The organism is Chryseobacterium sp. KLBC 52, from assembly GCF_003347605.1.
In the GTDB taxonomy this organism is placed as follows: domain Bacteria; phylum Bacteroidota; class Bacteroidia; order Flavobacteriales; family Weeksellaceae; genus Chryseobacterium.
In genome coordinates, this window is the sequence record NZ_QDFZ01000005.1 from 106,648 (window position 1) to 127,401 (window position 20,754).

The 20,754-nt window shown below is 38.2% G+C and carries 24 protein-coding genes; 16 read left to right on the plus strand and 8 right to left on the minus strand.

Annotated elements, in window-relative coordinates:
- The first annotated feature begins 8 nt into the window (after window positions 1-8).
- The 10 genes from DDF69_RS06810 (at window position 9) to DDF69_RS06850 (ending at window position 9,765) form a co-directional block, all read left to right on the plus strand.
- The gene (locus tag DDF69_RS06810; RefSeq protein WP_114820108.1) at window positions 9-386 is read left to right on the plus strand and encodes a hypothetical protein; all 378 of its coding nucleotides are present in this window, start codon (window positions 9-11) and stop codon (window positions 384-386) included.
- Between the two features lie 58 nt (window positions 387-444).
- Window positions 445-2,583, plus strand: coding sequence for a catalase (locus DDF69_RS06815; protein ID WP_114820109.1), 2,139 nt, complete (start codon window positions 445-447; stop codon window positions 2,581-2,583).
- A gap of 48 nt (window positions 2,584-2,631) precedes the next feature.
- Window positions 2,632-3,810: a zinc-dependent alcohol dehydrogenase gene (locus DDF69_RS06820; RefSeq protein WP_114820110.1), complete on the plus strand. Its 1,179-nt coding sequence runs from the start codon at window positions 2,632-2,634 to the stop codon at window positions 3,808-3,810.
- A 34-nt stretch (window positions 3,811-3,844) separates the two neighbouring features.
- Complete coding sequence (locus DDF69_RS06825; protein ID WP_114820111.1) at window positions 3,845-4,345, plus strand: CinA family protein; 501 nt, start codon at window positions 3,845-3,847, stop codon at window positions 4,343-4,345.
- Window positions 4,346-4,350: 5 nt separating this feature from the next.
- Window positions 4,351-5,148, plus strand: a complete 798-nt coding sequence (locus DDF69_RS06830; RefSeq protein ID WP_114820112.1) for an SDR family NAD(P)-dependent oxidoreductase — start codon at window positions 4,351-4,353, stop codon at window positions 5,146-5,148.
- Window positions 5,149-5,159: 11 nt separating this feature from the next.
- Entirely contained in the window at window positions 5,160-5,906 is a 747-nt protein-coding gene (locus DDF69_RS06835; protein ID WP_114820113.1) for an SDR family oxidoreductase, read from the plus strand.
- 27 nt (window positions 5,907-5,933) lie between these two features.
- Window positions 5,934-6,098, plus strand: coding sequence for a hypothetical protein (locus DDF69_RS22010; RefSeq protein ID WP_162800882.1), 165 nt, complete (start codon window positions 5,934-5,936; stop codon window positions 6,096-6,098).
- Between the two features lie 24 nt (window positions 6,099-6,122).
- Window positions 6,123-7,652, plus strand: a complete 1,530-nt coding sequence (locus DDF69_RS06840; RefSeq protein WP_114820114.1) for an FAD-dependent oxidoreductase — start codon at window positions 6,123-6,125, stop codon at window positions 7,650-7,652.
- A gap of 31 nt (window positions 7,653-7,683) precedes the next feature.
- Window positions 7,684-8,340 (plus strand): DUF6766 family protein, encoded by a 657-nt coding sequence (locus DDF69_RS06845; RefSeq protein WP_114820115.1) that lies wholly within the window; start codon window positions 7,684-7,686, stop codon window positions 8,338-8,340.
- 288 nt (window positions 8,341-8,628) lie between these two features.
- Window positions 8,629-9,765, plus strand: a complete 1,137-nt coding sequence (locus DDF69_RS06850; protein WP_114820116.1) for an Atu1372/SO_1960 family protein — start codon at window positions 8,629-8,631, stop codon at window positions 9,763-9,765.
- A gap of 134 nt (window positions 9,766-9,899) precedes the next feature.
- Here DDF69_RS06850 and DDF69_RS06855 read toward each other — a convergent pair whose 3' ends face one another.
- Window positions 9,900-11,327 (minus strand): PLP-dependent aminotransferase family protein, encoded by a 1,428-nt coding sequence (locus DDF69_RS06855; RefSeq protein ID WP_114820117.1) that lies wholly within the window; start codon window positions 11,325-11,327, stop codon window positions 9,900-9,902.
- A 101-nt stretch (window positions 11,328-11,428) separates the two neighbouring features.
- Here DDF69_RS06855 and DDF69_RS06860 point away from each other — a divergent pair, with 101 nt between their 5' ends.
- From DDF69_RS06860 to DDF69_RS06870, 3 genes are all read left to right on the plus strand, one after another.
- Window positions 11,429-11,884: a cupin domain-containing protein gene (locus DDF69_RS06860; protein WP_034698222.1), complete on the plus strand. Its 456-nt coding sequence runs from the start codon at window positions 11,429-11,431 to the stop codon at window positions 11,882-11,884.
- 149 nt (window positions 11,885-12,033) lie between these two features.
- Window positions 12,034-12,918, plus strand: a complete 885-nt coding sequence (locus DDF69_RS06865; protein WP_114820118.1) for a dihydrodipicolinate synthase family protein — start codon at window positions 12,034-12,036, stop codon at window positions 12,916-12,918.
- Window positions 12,919-12,928: 10 nt separating this feature from the next.
- Complete coding sequence (locus DDF69_RS06870; protein WP_114820119.1) at window positions 12,929-13,162, plus strand: thioredoxin family protein; 234 nt, start codon at window positions 12,929-12,931, stop codon at window positions 13,160-13,162.
- 221 nt (window positions 13,163-13,383) lie between these two features.
- Here the strand turns inward: DDF69_RS06870 and DDF69_RS06875 are convergent, their stop codons facing one another.
- The gene (locus DDF69_RS06875) at window positions 13,384-13,890 is read right to left on the minus strand and encodes a pyridoxamine 5'-phosphate oxidase family protein (protein ID WP_114820120.1); all 507 of its coding nucleotides are present in this window, start codon (window positions 13,888-13,890) and stop codon (window positions 13,384-13,386) included.
- Between the two features lie 312 nt (window positions 13,891-14,202).
- Here DDF69_RS06875 and DDF69_RS06880 point away from each other — a divergent pair, with 312 nt between their 5' ends.
- Both DDF69_RS06880 and DDF69_RS06885 read left to right on the plus strand, forming a co-directional pair.
- Entirely contained in the window at window positions 14,203-15,000 is a 798-nt protein-coding gene (locus DDF69_RS06880) for a helix-turn-helix domain-containing protein (RefSeq protein ID WP_114820121.1), read from the plus strand.
- A gap of 65 nt (window positions 15,001-15,065) precedes the next feature.
- Window positions 15,066-16,019 carry a nitrilase family protein gene (locus DDF69_RS06885; protein WP_185144324.1) on the plus strand — a complete coding sequence of 318 codons (954 nt, stop codon included), beginning with the start codon at window positions 15,066-15,068 and terminating at the stop codon, window positions 16,017-16,019.
- 47 nt (window positions 16,020-16,066) lie between these two features.
- Here DDF69_RS06885 and DDF69_RS06890 read toward each other — a convergent pair whose 3' ends face one another.
- From DDF69_RS06890 to DDF69_RS06905, 4 genes are all read right to left on the minus strand, one after another.
- The gene (locus tag DDF69_RS06890; protein WP_114820123.1) at window positions 16,067-16,423 is read right to left on the minus strand and encodes a rhodanese-like domain-containing protein; all 357 of its coding nucleotides are present in this window, start codon (window positions 16,421-16,423) and stop codon (window positions 16,067-16,069) included.
- A complete protein-coding gene (locus DDF69_RS06895; RefSeq protein WP_114820124.1) occupies window positions 16,420-16,722 on the minus strand; it encodes a DUF3817 domain-containing protein in 303 nt (100 codons plus the stop codon). The genes DDF69_RS06890 and DDF69_RS06895 overlap by 4 nt, the downstream gene beginning before the upstream one ends.
- 2 nt (window positions 16,723-16,724) lie before the next feature.
- Window positions 16,725-17,183 (minus strand): hypothetical protein, encoded by a 459-nt coding sequence (locus DDF69_RS06900; RefSeq protein WP_114820125.1) that lies wholly within the window; start codon window positions 17,181-17,183, stop codon window positions 16,725-16,727.
- A 70-nt stretch (window positions 17,184-17,253) separates the two neighbouring features.
- Complete coding sequence (locus tag DDF69_RS06905; protein ID WP_114820126.1) at window positions 17,254-17,844, minus strand: TetR/AcrR family transcriptional regulator; 591 nt, start codon at window positions 17,842-17,844, stop codon at window positions 17,254-17,256.
- Between the two features lie 149 nt (window positions 17,845-17,993).
- On the opposite strand from DDF69_RS06905, the gene DDF69_RS06910 reads away from it, so the two are divergent.
- On the plus strand, window positions 17,994-19,211 hold the full coding sequence (locus tag DDF69_RS06910; protein WP_114820127.1) for an MFS transporter: 1,218 nt from the start codon (window positions 17,994-17,996) through the stop codon (window positions 19,209-19,211).
- A gap of 140 nt (window positions 19,212-19,351) precedes the next feature.
- Here DDF69_RS06910 and pdeM read toward each other — a convergent pair whose 3' ends face one another.
- Together pdeM and DDF69_RS06920 are read right to left on the minus strand one after the other, a co-directional pair.
- Complete coding sequence (gene pdeM, locus DDF69_RS06915) at window positions 19,352-20,023, minus strand: ligase-associated DNA damage response endonuclease PdeM (RefSeq protein WP_228411937.1); 672 nt, start codon at window positions 20,021-20,023, stop codon at window positions 19,352-19,354.
- A 21-nt stretch (window positions 20,024-20,044) separates the two neighbouring features.
- Window positions 20,045-20,647, minus strand: coding sequence for a 2,3-bisphosphoglycerate-dependent phosphoglycerate mutase (locus DDF69_RS06920; protein WP_114820129.1), 603 nt, complete (start codon window positions 20,645-20,647; stop codon window positions 20,045-20,047).
- Window positions 20,648-20,754: the final 107 nt, after the last annotated feature.

The window sequence follows — 20,754 nt, forward strand, 5'->3', positions numbered from 1 at the left end:
TTTTGAATATGACATTTGAAAACGACACTTTGCAACATTCCGGTCTGAATGATAAAAATAATGCAATAGAGAATGAGTCTTTATTTCCGCCTATTATCAATTCTTACGGAGTTACAGCTTTTCTGATCAAGTCTCTGGAAAAGATTAAAAACAATGCTACCTGTGAAGTTCTTAAAGGAGTAATAAATACTTATCTGGAAGAATACATCCTTAATATCCGGGAGTTTCATACGAAAAACACAACAGAAACCACAGATAGAGATGCAGAGATAAGATTTGAATCCCCATCCTTCACTTTGTATGCCAAAACAGCTTATTATAAAGTTCTGAAGGAAGAAGAGTATATCAACAGGCTTCTTGAAATTCTGGGAAATAAGACAGATTAATTTCTGTGTCCCATGATTTACTGCTTTTGAAAGAAAATACACCAACCACAAAAAGATTATGAATATGAACACCAACGAACACAACAAGAAAGCAGAACAACTGGATGTACACAGTACTTCCAATAAAAATGAAAAACTGACTACCAATCAGGGGCTTAAGATTAATAATAATCAGGACTCCTTAAAAGCGGGAGAACGTGGCCCTTCATTGCTGGAAGATTTTATTCTGAGAGAAAAGATTACCCATTTTGATCATGAGAGAATTCCTGAAAGAGTAGTTCATGCACGAGGGTCCGGCGCTCACGGGGTTTTTAAACTTAACAAAAGTCTTGCAGGATATACCAAAGCCAGATTTTTAACAGAACTGGGAAAAGAGACTCCGGTTTTTGTAAGATTCTCTACCGTTGCCGGAAGTAAAGGAAGTACAGACCTGGCGAGAGACGTAAGAGGTTTTGCAATAAAATTTTATACTGACGAAGGGAACTATGACCTTGTTGCCAATAATATGCCTGTGTTTTTTATTCAGGATGCGATTAAATTCCCGGATCTGATACATGCTGTGAAACCCGAACCTGATAATGAAATTCCACAGGCTGCTTCTGCCCACGACACCTTTTGGGACTTTATTTCACTGATGCCCGAAAGTATGCACATGATTATGTGGATAATGAGCGACAGAGCCATTCCGAGAAGTCTCAGAATGATGGAAGGCTTTGGGGTACACTCTTTCAAATTCATCAATGAGGAAGGAAAGTCTCATTTTGTAAAATTCCATTTAAAACCGAGATTGGGAGTGCATTCCGTTGCATGGAATGAAGCTCAGATTCTTTCAGGAATAGATTCTGATTTTCATAAAAGAGATCTCTGGGAAGCCATTGAAAACGGTGATTATCCGGAATGGGACTTCGGAGTACAGCTGATTCCTGAAGAAGATGAACACAAATTTGATTTTGACCTTCTCGATCCAACAAAACTGGTACCCGAAGAAGAAGTTCCTGTAGAAATTGTTGGAACTTTAACGCTTAACAGAAACCCGGATAATTTCTTTGCAGAAACCGAGCAGGTTGCTTTCCACCCTGGCCACATCATCCCCGGAATTGATTTCACCAATGATCCTTTGCTTCAGGGAAGATTATTTTCATATACAGATACTCAGCTTTCAAGACTAGGATCACCCAACTTCCATGAAATACCGATCAACAGATCCATCAATACGGTTCATAACAATCAGAGAGATGGCCATATGAGACAGCAGATTGTCAAAGGAAAAACAAGCTATGAACCTAATTCTATCGGAGGAGGCTGCCCTTTCCAGGCCATGATGTCTGAAGGCGGATTTGCTTCCCAGCAGGAAAGAGTTTCCGGAGAGAAAGTAAGAGAAAGAAGTAAAAGTTTTGTTGATCATTATTCACAGGCTAAACTATTTTATAACAGCCAGTCGACACCTGAAAAATTACACTTGCAGAATGCTTTGATTTTTGAATTGTCTAAAGTGACACGTCCGGAGATCAGAGAGAGAATGGTGGGCCAATTAGGATATATTGATATGATCCTGGCTTGGAGAGTAGCAGAAAAAGTAGGGGTAGAAGTTAAAAAACTGGATTGGCCTAATCAGAGTTTACCTGCGGACAGTAATATTGTAGAACTTCAAAGTGAAGAAAGGGAACCTAAAACAAAAATTTCTGATGCATTAAGTATGAGACATACGGTGAAAGACACCATTAAAAGCCGGAAAATAGGATTTATTCTGGCCAACGGAGCTGATGGTGGTGCAATCAATGATCTCAAAACACAACTTGAAACAGAAGGAGCAAAAGTGGAATTGATTGCCCCAAGTCTGGCTCATATAAGAACCAATGATGGCGCAGAACTGGCCCCGAAACATACGCTGACCAATACTTCAAGTGTGTGCTTTGATGCCCTTTATATCTGTTCCGGTGCAGATTCCGTAAGTGAGCTGATGATTGCTGAAAATAAGCACCTTGTTCTGCATTTTATCAACGAAGCATATAAACACTGTAAAGCCATTTATTTCGGGACAGATACTCAGGTCCTTTATCATAATTCCAATGTATCAGCAAAACAGCATGACGATCCGGGAATTATTACCTGGGAAGACGGAAAACCAACCGATAAATTTATTAATGCCATAGCCAAACATAGAGTCTGGGATCTTGAAATGGAAAGAAACGCTTAAATCATAAACATCCTTCACACCACACCAATCACTTTAAATATTCAAATTATGAAAGCAGCAGTTTTTCACTCACCAGGTAAGATTACCTGTGATACCGTAGAAGATCCCAGGATTCTTGATGAACGCGATATTATTCTGAAGGTGACCTCCACAGCAATATGTGGCAGTGACCTTCATATGTACTCCGGGGGAATTCCCCAGGCCAGACCCATGGTTATGGGTCATGAATTTATGGGCATTGTAGAAGAAACCGGAAGAAATATCAGTCATTTAAAAGTAGGTGACAGGGTAGTAGTACCTTTTCCCATAGCTTGTGGCAGCTGTTTTTTCTGCCAGCATGATCTTCCCACAGCCTGCGAGCACAGCAATCCTGATCATTATGGTCCTGAAGGAGGAATTCTCACAGAAAAAGGAGGTGCATTATTCGGATACAGTGATCTTTACGGAGGTTATGATGGCGGACAGGCACAATATGTAAGGGTTCCTTATGCGCATTTTGGTCCAAGAAAAGTTCCGGAAAACCTTACAGATGAACAGGTTTTATTTCTTACAGATATTTTTCCCACTGGCTATACAGGTGTAATGTGGGGAGAATTGAAGGGAGGAGAAACCGTTGCCGTTTTTGGCGCTGGTCCTGTAGGTACAATGGCTGCCAAAAGTGCTATTCTGCATAATGCCCAAAAGGTTATTGTAATTGATACTCTTCAATACAGATTGGATCGTATTAAAATGCTTACCGGATGCGAAACCATTTTGTGGGAGGATGCAGACAGCGCTATAGAGCAGATCAGAGATATGACAGACGGCCGTGGAGCCGATCTTTGTATTGAAGCCGTAGGCTTTGAACCAGAAAGAAGTTTTATAGACCGTGCAAAAGCAGTAATAAACTTCGAAAAAGGCTCTATTAAGGTTCTGGAAGCATGTATGAGTGCCGTAAGACGAGGTGGTACCGTATCTGTTTTAGGAGTTTATCCTGTCAATTATGATAATTTCAGACTTGGACAAATTTTTGACAAGGGAATTACCATTAAATCAGGACAGTGTAATGTTCATCCAATCATAGACAAACTCATGGATTATGTGGTAACCGGAAAAATCACCCTTGATGATGTAATTACACACCGTTTATCCCTTGAGGAAGTAAGTAAAGGGTATGAAATCTTTGATAAAAAAGAAGATGGATGTGTAAAGGTCGTTCTGGACCCGTGGAAGCTTGCGAGCTTTTAGAATAAATACAAACTAATGATTCAAATACACTATTATGGATTTTCAACAAAATCTTCTTGAATATATAAGCCAGTCACTCATGACCATTGATGAGAGCATTTCCATTGCAGAAAGTGTTACGTCAGGATGTCTGCAGCTGGCTTTTTCACAGATGCCGAATGCTTCAATGTTTTATAAAGGCGGAATGACAGCTTATTCCTTACCTGAAAAAGTAAGACTGTTAAACGTCAACAGAAGGGAAGCAGAAGAATGTGACTGTGTTTCCGAAAATATTGCAGAAACAATGGCATTGAATGTCGCCAAATTATATGAATCTGACTGGTCTATCGCCACAACGGGCTATTGTACGCCAATCCGCAATTCTGGCTATAAAATATTCGCCTATTTCTCATTTTCATATAAAGGTGAGATTATTCTGACTAAAAAGCTGGAACTGCATCCCAAAACACAGGCTCTGAACGCCCAGTTATATTATACAGAATTTATTTTGGGCTGTTTTAAAAGTGAGCTTAACAGGCTTTTAATCTTAAAATAAAATCTATGGAACGCAAAAATCAATTTGCACTCATTACAGGTGCAACCAGTGGTATTGGTTATGAACTCGCGAAACAGTTTGCCATGAATGGCTATGATCTTGTAATTGTGGCCAGAGATCACGAAGAACTGGTAAAAAAAGCCGACGAACTTAAAAATTATGGCATAAATGTCATTAGCATCTCTAAAAATTTGTTTTTAGAAGAAGAAGCCTATTCTCTTTATTCTGAATTGAAAATGAATGCGATAAGTCCTGAAATATTAGTTAATGACGCAGGACAGGGAGTGTATGGGAAATTTCAGGATACGGATATTCACAGGGAAATAGATATTGTTCATTTAAATATTATTTCGGTTCTCATCCTTACAAAGCTCTTTGTTAAGGACAGGCTTCCAAAAGGATCAGGAAAAATTCTTAATCTCGCTTCTGTGGCCAGTAAAGCTCCCGGTCCATGGCATTCGGTATATCATGCTACCAAAGCATTTATTTTGTCGTGGTCTGAGGCTATTCGTGAAGAGTTGAAAGACTCCGGAATTACAGTAACCGCACTTTTACCCGGACCTACAGACACCGACTTTTTTAATAAAGCAGATATGAACCGCAGTAAAATACTGGAAGATAAAGATAGTCTGGCCTCTCCGGAAGAAGTGGCAATTGATGGCTATAACGCTTTGATGAACAATGAAGATAAAATAATTTCAGGCCTGAAAAATAAACTATCCGTAGCGATGGCCAATCTTACAAGTGATAGTATGGCCGCTCATAGAATGGCAGAAATGCAGAAACCTACAGAACAGGAATAAAAGATTGCGGAATGGGAAAATTAGATCATAAATCTGTTTTGATTACCGGAGCCGACAGCGGAATTGGTAAGGCAGTGGCACTTCTCTTTGCTTTAGAAGGAGCAGATATTGCCATTATTTATCATTCAAGCCATGATGATGCTGAAAAAACAAAAACAGAAATTGAAAATTTGAATAGAAAATGCATCATCTTTCAAGGAGATATCAACGATTATGAATTTTGCGAAAAAACAGTGAAAGAAGTTAATGCATCATTCGGAAAAATTGATATCCTTATCAATAATGCAGGCGTCCAGTTCCCGGCGGAAAGCATAGAGCAGCTTGAAGAGAAAAACATCAGACAAACCTTTGATTCCAACATTGTCGGAATGATTTTATTAACGAAAGTTGTATTTCCTTATCTGAAAGAAGGAAGCTGCGTAATCAATACCACTTCCGTTTCCGCTTATCAGGGACATCCTGAGCTCCTTGATTATTCTGCTACAAAAGGCGCTATTGTTTCTTTCACCCGCTCATTGGCACTGCAGGCCAAGCCAAAAGGAATACGCATTAATGCGGTTGCTCCCGGACCTGTAGCTACGCCACTTACTGAAGAGACTTTTGATGAAAAAGAAGAAAATCCGGACAAACCACCTCTGGAAAGAAATGCAACGCCCGAGGAAATAGCCTTCAGTTTTCTTTTTCTGGCAAGTCCGGATGCCTCACAAATGACAGGACAGGTACTGCATCCCAACGGCGGTTTGATTGTAAATGGGTAAAGAGTAATCGATTAAAATATTTTATATATGAAAACAACAGCTTTTATTTTAGGAGTACTCAGCTTATTTGCTTTTGCTTCTTGCAAATGTAATATTGATGAAGATGAAAACAGAAAAAGAGACCAAAAGAATAACCCGCCCAGTGCCGGCAAAACAGGTCTGCCTGAAAGTGATACCCTGAGTATCAGATAAGTTTAACAAAAAAAAAATCTGGTTATGTACAGAGACGGTGCAAGAAAAAGTATATGGCAGGAAGAGGTCAGAAAATTTTCTACAGAAACTGATCTCCATTCGTTATTTGATGTTGCCATAATAGGGGGCGGAATTACAGGAGTTTCAACAGCTCTGAAACTTCAGGAATCCGGAAAGAAATGTATTATTCTGGAAGCTGCCAACATTGGATTTGGAACAACAGGTGGTACAACGGCTCATTTAAATGATTTCTTTGATACAACCTTTACGCAGGCCATCCGCGATTTTGGTCTGGATAAGGCTAAACTCTATGCAGAGGCAGGAAATGATGCTATTGAAATTATTGAAGATCATATTGACAGATACAAGATCAGTTGTGATTTCACCAGAAAATCAGCATACCTCTTTGCATTGGATGAAAACCAGGAAGAGCGGTTGAAAAGTATTGTTGAAGGAGCTGAAAATGTAGGCCACGAAATGAGCTATGTTAATGAAATTCCTTTTCCGGTTCCCTTCAAAGAAGCAGTACGTATTCCCGGACAGGGGCATTTTCATCCCATTAAATATATAAAGGGACTTTGTGAAGCTTTTATAAGTCTTGGTGGTTTCATTCAGGAAAACTGTCTTTCTGAAAGTCATGATGAGCAGGAAGATCATGTACTTTTAAAAACTTCAAAAGGAGAAATAAAGGCACGAAATATTGTTTACGCCACTCATATTCCTCCCGGAGTCAATATTCTGCACTTTACCAATGCTCCTTACAGAAGCTATGCGATGGCATTTACCCTGAAAAATGATAAATATCCCTGGGAGTTAGGCTATGATCTTTGTGAACCTTATCATTATTACCGTATTCAGAATATCGATGGTGAAAATCTTTTAATTGCAGGCGGTGAAGACCATAAAACAGGGCACGCTGATGATACGGGAGCATGCTTCTCCAGGCTTGAAAATTATGTGAGGAAATACTTTGATGTGGAAACGGTGTTCTACAGCTGGTCCAGCCAATACTATGAACCGGTGGACGGGCTTCCATACATTGGAAAACTACCGGGAACTCAGGAAAGAGTTTTTGTGGCGACAGGCTTCAGAGGAAACGGAATGATATTCGGGACACTTTCATCGCAGATATTGCATGATTTGATTATTACCGGAAAAAGTAAATATGGAGACTTATTTAATCCTTCAAGAATCAAACCTGTCGCTGGATTCTCAGATTTTGTGAAGGAAGCAGCCACTGTGGCATTTGATTTTGTGAAAGATAAAATTTTCAGGGATAAAATTGAATCCTTTTCAGAAGTTGGAGAAGGCGAAGCAAAAGTGATCCGCTACGAATCCGAATCTTACGCACTTTACAAAGAAATTGACGGGACTTTACATTTGCTTAGGAGTACATGTCCGCATGCGGGATGTGAAGTGCGGTGGAATAGTGCCGAACTGAGCTGGGACTGCCCATGCCACGGTTCGAGATTCAATATTAACGGAAAAATCCTTACCGGGCCAACCACAAAGAATCTGCAAAAAGTATTTCCTTATCAAAAACGTGATTCATAAACCTTGAACTTTAAACTTTAAACCAAAAAAAATGTCACGCCCCAGTTTCTTTTATCGCAACAGCTTAAGCATTGTTCTGATTACTCTGATGATTGTCTTTCTTACAGGACAGTTTTTTACCGGTTGGAAAACGGAAAACAAAGAATTGATTGAAAACGGGCAGGCCGCTTTAAAAATCAGTGAATACATTCACAGCGGACATTTCATACAGGCCACTTTTGAAAACTGGGAAAGCGAATTCCTTCAGATGATGATCTACGTGGTATTAACGATTTCTCTCAGGCAAAAAGGTTCCAGCGAATCAAAATCTATGACAGAAAAGGAAGAGGTAGACAGGGATCCTGCAGCACATCCCAAAGCACCATGGCCAGTGAAAAAAGGAGGAATCTGGCTGAAACTCTATCAACATTCCTTATCACTTGCATTTGCAGTCCTGTTTCTGGTGAGTTTTACCTTGCATTTCTATGGAAGTCTTACGGATTTTAATGATGAGCAGATGATGAAAAATAAACCGCCCGTAACAGCATTGCAATATATTTCAGAATCAAGGTTCTGGTTTGAATCCTTTCAGAACTGGCAGAGTGAATTTCTGGCGGTTGCTTCCCTTGTTCTTTTATCTATTTGGCTGCGTGAAAAAGGCTCTCCCGAATCGAAACCCGTGGATATGCCTCATGATGAAACGCCGTGACTTTTATTCACTTTTGGCTTGGTCTGCATAATTGCAAAAAATGTAAGCCTGGCACGGGTATGTCTGTGTTCATAATGATCATGTTTCCAGTTTTTTCAGTACCACACACAATTCTTTTCCTATAGAATCTACAAACTGGCTTTCCGTTTTTTTTCAATCAGTCCACCTTTCATATGTCGTTTTGTGTGTATATTTTGGCAAATTTAATAAGAACGACAGTAGTAATTTTGTATTACCAATGTAATAACTACACGGTTAATTCAAAGTATAATCTATATCTTATTCAGAATGAAAAAACTATGTCTTTTTTTTATTTTAATTTTATTATCTCATAACACCCACATCATGGCACAAAATAAGGCTAAAATATTGGTTCTTATCCATTCCGATAATGGCGGAACTTACGAACTGGCTAAAGAAATAGCCAAAGGAATGGAAAGTGAAAATAATGCAGTTCCTTATATCAAATTAGTCAAGACCTCACAAAATCCAACCCTGAAAAATCTTCCTGTAGCCACAGTGGATGAATTAACCTCTTATGATGGAATTGCTTTTGGTTCACCGGTTTACTTCGGGAATATCAGTACAGGAATGAGTGAGTTTTTATCGAAAACCGTTCCGTTGTGGACCAATCATGCTTTGGAAGGAGTTCCTGCTACGGTTTTCATGTCAGCGGGAAGCGGAGCAGGAAAGGAACTTGCTCTTCAGGCCTTCTGGAACAGTCTTGCTGTGCACGGGATGGTATTGGTATCTAATGGAATTCGTGGAACAGAAGAGCTGAATAAAGCCATTCCACAGGGAAATACGGTGTTGGGAGTTACCAGCATGGCCTCATTAAAAGATGTGGAAAGACCTACCAAAGGAGAACGGAATATTGCTGAACTTCAGGGAAGGAATTTCGCAAAAATAGCACTGGCGTTAAAGGATACTCACCCAAAGAAAACAGTTGCGGTTGCGGAAAATCACCAGAATTTCAATGAAATATTAAAACAGAAAAATATTACACTTCCACAGGTTCCAAAACCGGCAGGAAATTATCAGCCGTTTATCCGTTCCGGAAATCTGGTATTTATCAATCAGGTTGCTTTAAAAGACGGTAAAATTTTCAATCCGGGGAAATTAGGAGTAGAAGTGAATGAACAGCAGGTAAAAGACGCAACAAAAGTAACCATGCTGAACGTAATTTCAGTGTTAAATGAAGCAGTAGGAGGAGATTTGAGCAGAGTAAAGCAATGTGTTCAGCTTACGGGAATCTTTAATACTAAAGATGATTATACAAAACATGCAGATCTGATGAACGTTGCTTCTGATCTGGCTGTAGAAGTCTTCGGGGAAAAAGGAAAACATGCCAGAGCAACTTTGGGAGCTTCTTCTATTCCTGTAGGCTCTTCAGTAGAGATTCAGGCTGTTTTTGAAGTAGAATAGTTTTCCGTAATCATTTAATGTTTTTTCACATAAAAATCTTTCAGATCTGACAGATTACACTGACCATACAAATCTGCGTAATCTGTAAAATCTGCGAGGAATAAAGAATTATATTCTCATTATAACCTGTGCGGTCAAAATCTGGAAAAAATCTCAGCAATCAAAGGAATACTCTGTTCCAGCTGTTCCTCAGAAAGCGCTCCATAGCTTAATCTGAACCCATTTATATTATTTTGACTGTATTGTTTGGGATGAATAATCTTAATGTTTTTTTCCAGTAATAAAGTTGTTACCACATCCCAATCCAATTGTACTTTAGGAACAATCCAAAACGCCAGACCACCTTCGGGCAGCGTAAAATCGGCTATATCTTTCATGTGTTTCTTCAACAATTCAAAAACAAAGTCTCTTTTGTTCTTATAATGAACAGTTGCTTTTCTGATATGCTTTTTTATGGCACCTTCTTTAATGAGCTGGAGGACCGCCTGTTCCATAATGACATCTCCATGTACATCAATAATCTTTCTCAGATCGCCAATTCTTTTCAGCAAGTCCTGGTTTTTGGTTGCCAGATAACCAATTCTCAAGGCAGGTGCTACTACTTTACTTAATGTTCCGATATACATGTAATTGTGCAGTTCGGGAAAACTTGAAATCGGGAGAATAGGGCGATATCCGAAATGAAACTCATTATCATAATCATCTTCAATAATGGTCATATTATATTGATTTGACAACTCAATCAGTTTGAGTCTTCTTGACAGGCTTAGGGTAACTGTTGTAGGATATTGTCTGTGAGGAGTACTATATAATGCTTTTATATTCTGATGTTGTTTTAAAAGCTTTTCCACAGCCTCAATATCAATTCCTTCATGATCTACAGGTACTGACAAAAGCTGTGCTCCTGCATACTGAAACGCTTGCCATGCAGGCTGATAGCCGGGATCTTCTACAATAACTATGTCACCGGGACTTAAAAGACTCTGAGCTGTAAGGAACATTCCCATCTGACTGCCTCTGGTGATAGAAATTTCGTTTTCATGAATATGCATTCCCCGTTGATGATTAAGCATCTGAGAGACCATTTTTCTGAATTCCATATCGCCATGTTCATCTCCATAACCCATCATCTGCCATTTGGCTTTGATGCTGAAAATTTGCCTGTAAGCTCTTGCCAGTTCTGTTACAGGGGCAATTTTACTATCGGGATGGCCATCATCGAAATTAATTAAAATTCCATTAGGCAAGACCTGCTGATTTTTAGAATCATGGAGTGCATCTGCATTTTTTACATGCAAGACAGGGAGCTTTTCTGATACGAAAATACCTTTTCTTTCTTTTGAAATGACCCATTCTTCATTGATCAGCACCTGATAGGCTTCTACAACAGTATTTCTGTTGATTTTTAACGTTTGGGCAAGGTTTCGGCTTCCTGGAAGGGCATCCCCCGCTTTTAATCTTCCTGTACGAATATCAGTGATAATAGTATCCGCAATCTGTAGATAAACTGCTTTATCAAGCTTTTTATCAATTTCTAATTCCAATTTCCAAGGACGTAACATCTGGACTATCTATTTATGTAAAAACTGAATCATTTAAACAGTCCAAATATAAAATAATTTTGTCATGCAATAAAGCACAAAACCATAATAATTTTAAAATCATGGACAAGAAACAATTCAGCTCTAAAGATTTCCACGAAACTTTCGCAAGACCAAAGTATGTAAAACCAAGCCATTTGATTCATAAAAATGTAGAAAACGCAGGAGAACACAATCAGTTTTCAACAGAAAGAAAGCATCCCGTTTTCTTTGTAGATCTACCGAGTAAGAATGTGAGCATGACGATTGGAGGCTTAACTCCCGGACAGCAAACCAACAGACACCGTCATACTTATGAAACCGTATTATTTGTAATCGAAGGAAAAGGCTGGACAGAAGTAGAAGATGAAAGAGTACACTGGGAAGCTGGTGATGCGGTATACATTCCTTCCTGGGCCTGGCACAAACACCAGAATCTGAGCGATACCGAACCTGCCAAATACATCGCCTGTGAAAATGCTCCTCAGCTGCAAAACTTAGGTGTAGCCCTGAGAGAAGAAGAAGGAAGAGACCTTTAGTATCAAGAGTTTAAACCATTAAGGCGAGTAGTTGTTAATTGGATTGATATCGGATATGATTTTTTTTAAGCGAAGCTACCCTTAATACTCTTAACAATTTATTCTCGCTTAATGGTTTAAAAATAATCTTAAACTTTTAAACAAAGAACATGAAAAATGTACCATTCAAAGGGATTATAGCCTATCCCATAACGCCTTTTGATAAAAACGAAAAAGTAGATATTCCGCTTTTCAAACATTTGGTAGAAAGGCTCATCACCTCCGGAAGCCATGGTATCGCTCCATTGGGGAGTACAGGAGTCATGCCTTATCTGTCGGACGAAGAAAAAGAAGAAGTGACGGAAGCTACTTTACAACAGGTAAAAGGCAGAATTCCGACATTGGTAGGGGTTTCTAATCTTACAACAGAAAAAACCATTCACCATGCTCAGTTCGCAGAAAAAGCTGGAGCAGATGCGGTAATGATTATCCCGATGAGCTACTGGAAGCTGACTGATGATGAAATTGTAGCGCATTATGATGCCGTAGCCAGTAAAATTTCCATTCCAATTATGGCGTACAATAATCCGGCAACAAGTGGAGTAGACATGTCTCCGGCTCTCTTGAAAAGACTTCTTGAAATTCCTAATGTAACGATGATCAAAGAAAGTACGGGAGACATACAGAGAATGCATTATCTAAGGAGAGAACTTGGTGAAGAGGTTGCATTCTATAATGGTTCCAATCCTTTGGCTCTGGCTGCATTTTCTGCGGGAGCGAGAGGCTGGTGCACCGCAGCTCCCAATCTCATTCCCGAACTGAATATCAGTCTTTATAATGCAGTGGAGGAAGGTGATCTTGAGAAAGCAAAAACAATTTTCTATCACCAGTTTGATCTTTTAAAATTCATTGTGAACAAAGGATTGCCAAGAGCCGTGAAATCCGGTCTTAATATTCTGGGGGAAGATGGCGGTAATTTACGAAGCCCTTTAAAACCTTTACACGAAAAAGAAACCGAAGAATTAAAAAATATTATTGAAACCCTTATTAATTAGTAAAAATCGTATGAAAAAGTCCATTTTTTATCATGCAGGATGCCCTGTATGTATCAGTGCAGAACATGATATTGTTAGCCTTATAGGTTCGGAAAATGTTGAGATTATCCATTTAGGTAATGACAAAGGCAAAATTGAAGAGGCTGAAAAAGCGGGTGTAAAATCTGTACCTGCAATAGTAACTCCCAACGGGAATGTTCTTCATATTAATTTTGGAGCGTCTATGGAAGATGTGAAAGGTTAGATTATCGCATTAATTCTTGTATAAACGGCTCAAACTTTTGAGCCGTTTTTAGTATTGAAAAACGCAAGGACGCAGAACAAATATATGCGTTGTGTTTATCTCCGATAAAATTGAATGCTGCTGATTTATCTCTCGCAGATTATACAGATTACGCAGAAAATTACACAGAAATCTGCTTAATTTGCAGCATCTGCGAGAGAATTATTTTTATTCAGAACTTTTTAAATCGTTGCATTTCCCTCAACACCGTCTGAATTATCGGTTTTGTTTCCTGTGATTGCAGATGCGACAAAGCTAAAGAGACTGACCAGTTTCCCTGCTTTGGTGTCCCAATAATAAGTTTCTTTAGGTTCTACACGGATAATGGTAACATTGGGGTCATCTTTTCCGTCAAACCATGCTTTAGCCAGTGGAGACCATTTATCTTCTATCGTTGCTTTATCTTTATAAACAGAAGCTTTTCCGTAAACTGAAAGATACTGGGAATCGCTGTTGTTCATAAAAAACAGCTGTACTCTCCGGTCTTCTTTTATTTCAAAATTCTTGTTGCTGGTTCCGCTGCTGATAAACCATAGATTTCCACTGTCATCAGTTTCTTGTAGAGTCATAGGTCTTGAATTGACAGGAATCGTTTCCAATTCTGTACAGAACATACATATTCTTGCTTTTTCTGACAGTTCTTTGATCTTTTTGATCGCTTCAAGGTGGGTAAGGTTTTCTGTTGACATATTCTTATATTTTAGTGATTGGTAAGTAGTATAAGATTCAAATACCTGACCAAAAGAGGATAAAGTGTGGTATCTTATATAAATTTCTTTTCGTTTTTGGAAATCACAACGAAGAAGGATGAGTGTTAATTCCACATAAAGTTCAAGAATTTTATCAATTTTATCTCCCGCAGATCACTCAGATTTCGCAGTTGATTGTGTATATATCTTTGTAATTGACAAAATATGCGAGAGAATTAAATAAGTGATTTTGCATGTCTTAAATTTGGAGATTGTCTTTTTCTGTCAATAAGTTTTCTGTAAATTTGATGGATGCAGATTTCGCCTCCCAAACACTTGGCTCCTTATATCAGACATTATATCTTTTTGGAAAATTCCCAAGAGGATATAAAAAGTTTAAGGCTCTTTACGGATGGAAGTTCCGGATTGATACTATCCGGAGACATGAATCTGTATTCCGGTATTTCCGAGGACCAGATGCCATTTTCCTTTTTCTATGGTACATTAAACGGTTACAGGGATTTCTTTTCAAAAGGTAAATTTTCTCTTATGGCCATCGTATTTCAACCTTATTTTTTGAATATTCTTTTAAAAACCTCTGCCAAAGAAATTCGCAATCAGATCATTTCCGTGGAAGATATTTTGAAAAATAAGCTGGAAGTGTTTCAGGAGAAATTGTTTAATAAAGAAAGTCCTTTAGCTATAATCAATGATCTGAATATCTTTTTTACGCGTTTTTTATCCGAAAGAATGAGTGCAGATCATCATTTAATAACAGCGACACAGCAATATATTCTTCAAAGTAAAGGCTCTGTATCCTCCAAAGATTTGCAGTATTTCACCGGATATTCTGAGCGTCATTTAGAACGAAAGTTTGACTATCATATAGGAATATCTCCCAAAAAATATGGAAATATCATCCGTCTTCATTATTTTTTAAGCCTTATGAATAACGGGATTGATGATAAAAATATGACCACACTTTCTTACGAAGCGGGATATTCTGACCAGTCTCATCTGATCAGGGAATTTAAAAATAATATCGGGCTTACTCCTAAACAATATTTACATACAGAAAATAAAATGGCAGTTAATTTTATTGAGCTGTAAATTGAAATGGCGGTTTTATACAATTTTTAAGAAGCGAGACAGCCTAGTTTTGCTTTAAAAAAATTATGAATATCAAAATTTCGACGGCACAATTTGAAAACAAAAGTGGTGATAAAGTTTATAACCTATCCGTTATAGAAAAATTAGCTGGTGAGGCAGCATCCAAAGGGTCTCATGTAATTGCCTTCCATGAATGCTCCATTACAGGCTATACTTTTGCCCGAAAGCTTTCCAGAGAACAGCTTCTTGATATTGCAGAACTTATTCCGGATGGTGAGAGTATTACAAGGCTACAAGAGATTTCTACTCAATATAATATCACCATACTAGCCGGATTGTTTGAGAAAGATGAACATGATAACCTCTTCAAGGCTTATGTTTGTGTAGATAAAACAGGACTGAAGGCGAAATACAGAAAATTACATCCTTTTATTAATCCTAATCTTACACCCGGAAATGAGTACTGTGTATTTGATATTATGGGTTGGAAGTGTGGAATTCTTATCTGTTATGATAACAACATCATTGAAAACGTGAGAGCGACCAGACTTCTCGGTGCAGAAATTATTTTTATGCCTCACGTCACCATGTGTACACCATCCACAAGGCCGGGAGCTGGGTTTGTAGACCCACAGCTTTGGGAAAATAGGGTAGCAGATCCTACGTCTTTACGTCTGGAATTTAATGGAATGAAGGGCCGGGACTGGCTGATGAAGTGGCTTCCGTCCAGAGCTTATGATAACGGAGCGTATATTGTTTTTTCAAACCCAGTTGGTATGGATGATGACCAGCTTAAAAACGGGTGTTCCATGATTATAGATCCTTTTGGAGATGTGATTGCAGAATGTCACTCATGGGAAGACAGTTTTGAATCAGCAGTAATTACTCCTGAAAGACTTACTCAGGCAGGAGGATATCGCTATATTAAAGCCAGAAGACCTGAATTATACAGAGATATCATTGGGCAGGAACATTCACCAGAACAAAAAGTAGTTTGGCTTACTGATAAAACTCTTTAAAAAAATTGAATCTCTTCTGTCAGTAATGTTCGGAAGAGATTCATTGCTTATGGGTTAATTGTTTTCTGAAGATCTGTCCAGGCACCTCCGTTGTAGATATGTTTAAAACCTCTTTCTTTGAGGATATTCTCTGCTTTTACACTTCTGAGTCCGTGAGAACACACTGTGATGTATGTTTTTTTCGGGTCTAATTCTACATACCGTTCTCTGATTGTTCCTAAAGAAATATTCACAGAACCTTCTATATGTCCTGTTTCATATTCCTTTTCTGTTCTTACATCCAAAATAACAGCTCCTTTTCTGAGGAGTTCCGGCAAACCATTATCTAAAGTCTGGAATCGGTAAACTCTGTAAACTATATACAGAATGAGAGCTATTCCACAGAATATAAAAAGGCTTTTCATAGCTTGCTCAGAATTTTTTTGTCAATATAAAAGGTTCCGAAAGGAATAAAGCATGCCAAAATAACTTTCCAGGTTATTTCTTTAAATTTCCAGTTTTGTTCCACTCCAACACTTAATGTATTGAACAGAAATAGCAGGAATAATGTTCCGTGAACAGGGCCAATAAGTCTTACCCATAAAGGATTGTCCATCCAGTATTTCATAGGGACTGCAATAAATATCAGAGTCAGTAAGGAAATTCCTTCCAAAATAGCCAGAATCCTCAACCGGCCGATTTTTGTTTTAAATAAATCTATCATAATTATCTGAAATAAGGTCTGTTTGCAAAAGGAGAAAAAGGCCACGGAATGACAATGAAAATTATGATCAGTGCTATAGAAAACCAGATCCCCATAGTTTTGAATTGTTCTTTATCCGAAGGTTTTCTTTTGGCTAATGCAGAACCGATCGTGATGATAATAATGGCTGTAATCATCAGCGAAATATGGATCAGTCCGAAAAATACATGTTCCAAAGAGTCTTTGGCTTCGTTAAAATTTTTCCAGAAGTATTGAATCATTGGGCTTTTGAAGTAAAATATCATTCCTATGACCAGTTGAATATGAGCTATCGTTGCAGTCCAGTGTCTTACCTTATTATCTGCTCCTGCAAATTTTCTGTTGGAAAAATATCCATTGAAAGAACGGTAAATCGCATAGATCAGGCTTATTAAAACCAACCATCGGGTGAGTGAATGTAAAAAAGTAAGGGTTTGATACATCGTTTATTTTTTTGAACACAGCAAAGGTAAAATAAAAACATACTAATTAGTATGTTTTTTGAGAAAAAAATTATTGAAGCGTGTTGAAATAAGACTTAAGTCCTTTTAAATAAATAAGATATACTTCTTTTGAGTTTTCTAATTTGCCCAGGTTTCTTACTCCCCAATAGCCCGAAATGACAAAAACACTTACTTCTTTTGCATTTACTTCTTTGTTGATGATTCCTGCTTCTTTACCTATCTCAATACTTTGTGCAAGGGCCTGTTCCCATTCTTTTGAAAGTTCATGCAAAGCGTGTGTAAAAGCATGATGCCAGGGGGCCATTTGCTGTACGAAATTGGAAGTAGGGCAGCCATATTCCACTTTTAAAAAATCGTTTTCAATCAACAGATGATACATGATATCATAAATACTGTCTAAAGGATTCTGACTGTTTTGAAGAGAGTCAATGAACATTTTCCTGAAATTGGGTTTCATCAGATCTGTAATAATAGCAAGCCCCATTTCATCCTTGGTTTTAAAATGATAATAAAAAGCTCCTTTCGTCACCTGAGTCGTTGCAATAATTTCATCTATGCTTGTAGTCTGAAAACCTTTCACATAGATCAATTCGAACGCTTTCTGGAGAATGGTAAGACGGGTTGCTTCTGATTTCTTCATTAAAACTGATGATTATTTACAAAGGAACACATTTTAAATGTAAAATAAAAACTATCATTATTCTGATACTTTAATACAATTTAAATAATTTTTATAATACGAAAAATCGTCAGAACTTTGCCTTGTCAATATCAACAAAATACAAGACAATGAACTTTCAAAAAGAAATACAGATCAATCCTGCAACACAGACCGCTAAAAAAGGTCTTCCTGCAGCTTTATGGGCATTAACAATAAGTGCTTTCGGAATAGGAACTACAGAATTTGTTATTGTAGGGCTGCTTCCTACCGTAGCCTCAGACCTGGGAATTACCATACCTTCCGCAGGGCTGCTGGTGAGTCTCTATGCGATAGGAGTGGCAATCGGAGCACCGATATTAACGGCATTAACAGGGAAAATCCCACGCAAGATGCTATTGGTATCCATCATGCTTTTATTTGTTATCGGGAACGGGCTGGCATCTATAGCTCCTGGTTTTATCACTTTAGTTCTGGCCAGAATACTTACGGGATTGGCCCACGGGGTTTACTTTTCCATAGGTTCTACCATTGCAGCGTCGCTGGTTCCTGAGGAGAAAAGAGCCACCGCTATTTCTATTATGTTTGCCGGGCTTACCCTGGCGATTGTAACAGGAGTTCCACTAGGAACATTTATAGGACAGCATTTCGGATGGAGAGCGACTTTCATAGGCGTTTCAATCCTTGGGATTATAGGGTTAATTGCCAGTTTACTATTGGTTCCCAACAATCTGAAAAACGGGAAAACAGCATCTTTAAAAAGTCAGTTTAAAGTGCTGGGAAACAAACGTTTGATTTTTACCTTTTTAATGACTGCAATGGGATATGGAGGTACGTTTGTGGTGTTTACGTATCTGTCGCCAATTTTGCAGAAAATTACAGGGTTTAAGGAATCTACGGTTACTTTTATCCTTCTGGTTTATGGAATTGCCATTGCTTTAGGAAACCTGATTGGTGGGAAAGTAGCGAATAAAAATCCTCTGAAAGCCCTTCTATGGATGTTTGCCGCACAGGGATTGGTATTGCTGGCGTTTTATTTCACTGTAAGCAGTCCTGTTTTAAGCATCATTACCCTTTTTCTGTTAGGAGCTTTATCATTTGCTTCTGTTCCCGGACTTCAGTTATTGGTGGTACAGATTGCTGAAAAAGAACTTCCGGGAACTGAGGATGTAGCTTCGGGGATCAATATTGCTGCTTTTAATATCGGTATTGCGATCGGATCTTATGCGGGAGGAATGATTGTTACCTCTTCCTTAGGTTTGGCAAGTACGCCATGGATAGGTGCTTTATTCCTGCTGGTTACAGTTTTGATAACCATGTATAGTATTGGTTTAAGTAAGAAAAATTAAGATTTACTATATTTATTGGAATTATCAACCCTTGTCAAGGTTTTAAACCTTGACAAGGGTTTCATGTAAAAAAATTTCAACATTTTAGTAAAACTCATTTTCGAGCAACAAAATCTACCAGAGTTAACACCTTTAGATCACTAAATTTCATAGATTTCAGCATCGGTAAACACAAAAAATGTACTTTTCTTAGGCAGATTTTTTGTATCCAGTCCTGTAAACTCACTGAAAGCGGGTAATAATAATTGATTGCTGCTAAGGGCAAAACAGGGTAATCTGATATTTTTCACCGCAGAATTCAGTACAATTCCAGGGTGAATATGCCCGGTAATCTGAAATCCGGATTTTATGCTGTCAAAATCATGGATAAAAGTAATATCTTCTATTTCGAGAAATTCAGACTTATGATTAAAGCATAATTTTTCCTCCAAAGTTTTTGAAATACGATCGTGATTTCCTTCAATAAGATAAAATTGTATATCTGGATACCGGTTTTTCCATATACAGAATTCATCCACATCAGAATTATCCCCGGCATGCAGCAAGTCTCCAACAACAATAAATTTTTCAGGCTGAAAATATTCAATCAGTGCGGATAATCTTTCCAGATCACTTTTCATAATGTGATTGGCCAGTGCAATCCCATTTTTGCGGAAATGAGCGGTTTTTCCAATATGCAGATCAGATAGAATCAAGGCTTTTTCTTTTTGCCAGAATGCTGCCCGCTGATTGGTCAGAGTGAAAGTTTTATTTTGGATGGAAATATTTTTGGTTGCTATAAACACTTGATAGATTGAAAATTGAAGGATCAAAGTTACATTATTTAAACCGGATCAGCTAACTTTCCGGCTTACATGAAATTTCTCATCAAAAATATAAGTCAGTGGAAACCCCGTAGCAATTTCTCTTTCTAAAATCTCTTCAGGAGAAAGATGTTCCAAATACATAATTAAAGCACGCAGGCTGTTTCCATGGGCTACAATCAATACATTTTCGCCCTGCTTCAATAAGGGCTTTATTTCGCTTTCGAAATAAGGAATCACTCTGTTATAAGTATCTTTAAGGCTTTCACCTCCGGGAGGAACCACATCGTAAGACCTGCGCCAGATATGAACCTGCTCTGCACCATATTTCAAGGCGGTATCTGCTTTATTTAATCCTTCCAGATTTCCGTAACAGCGTTCATTGAGTGCTTTATCTTTAACGACAGGAATATCCGGATTTCCTATTTCATCCAGAATGACAGAGAGGGTATGCTGTGCTCTGATCAGGGCAGAGGTGAATGCTATATCTATTCTTTCTCCTTTTAGCGCAATACCTGCTTTTTTAGCTTCTTCAATACCGGCTTCAGTTATATCGATATCTTTCCACCCTGTAAATCTGTTTTCCAGATTCCAGAGTGACTGTCCGTGACGGACTAAGAACAATTTTTCCATTTTTAAATTTTATTTCAACTTCCAGGAAGGTATACTCTAAGTTACGATGATTATCCAGACTTTTCAAGAAAATTAACATAGAATATTAGGCTATGAATAAGATTAAA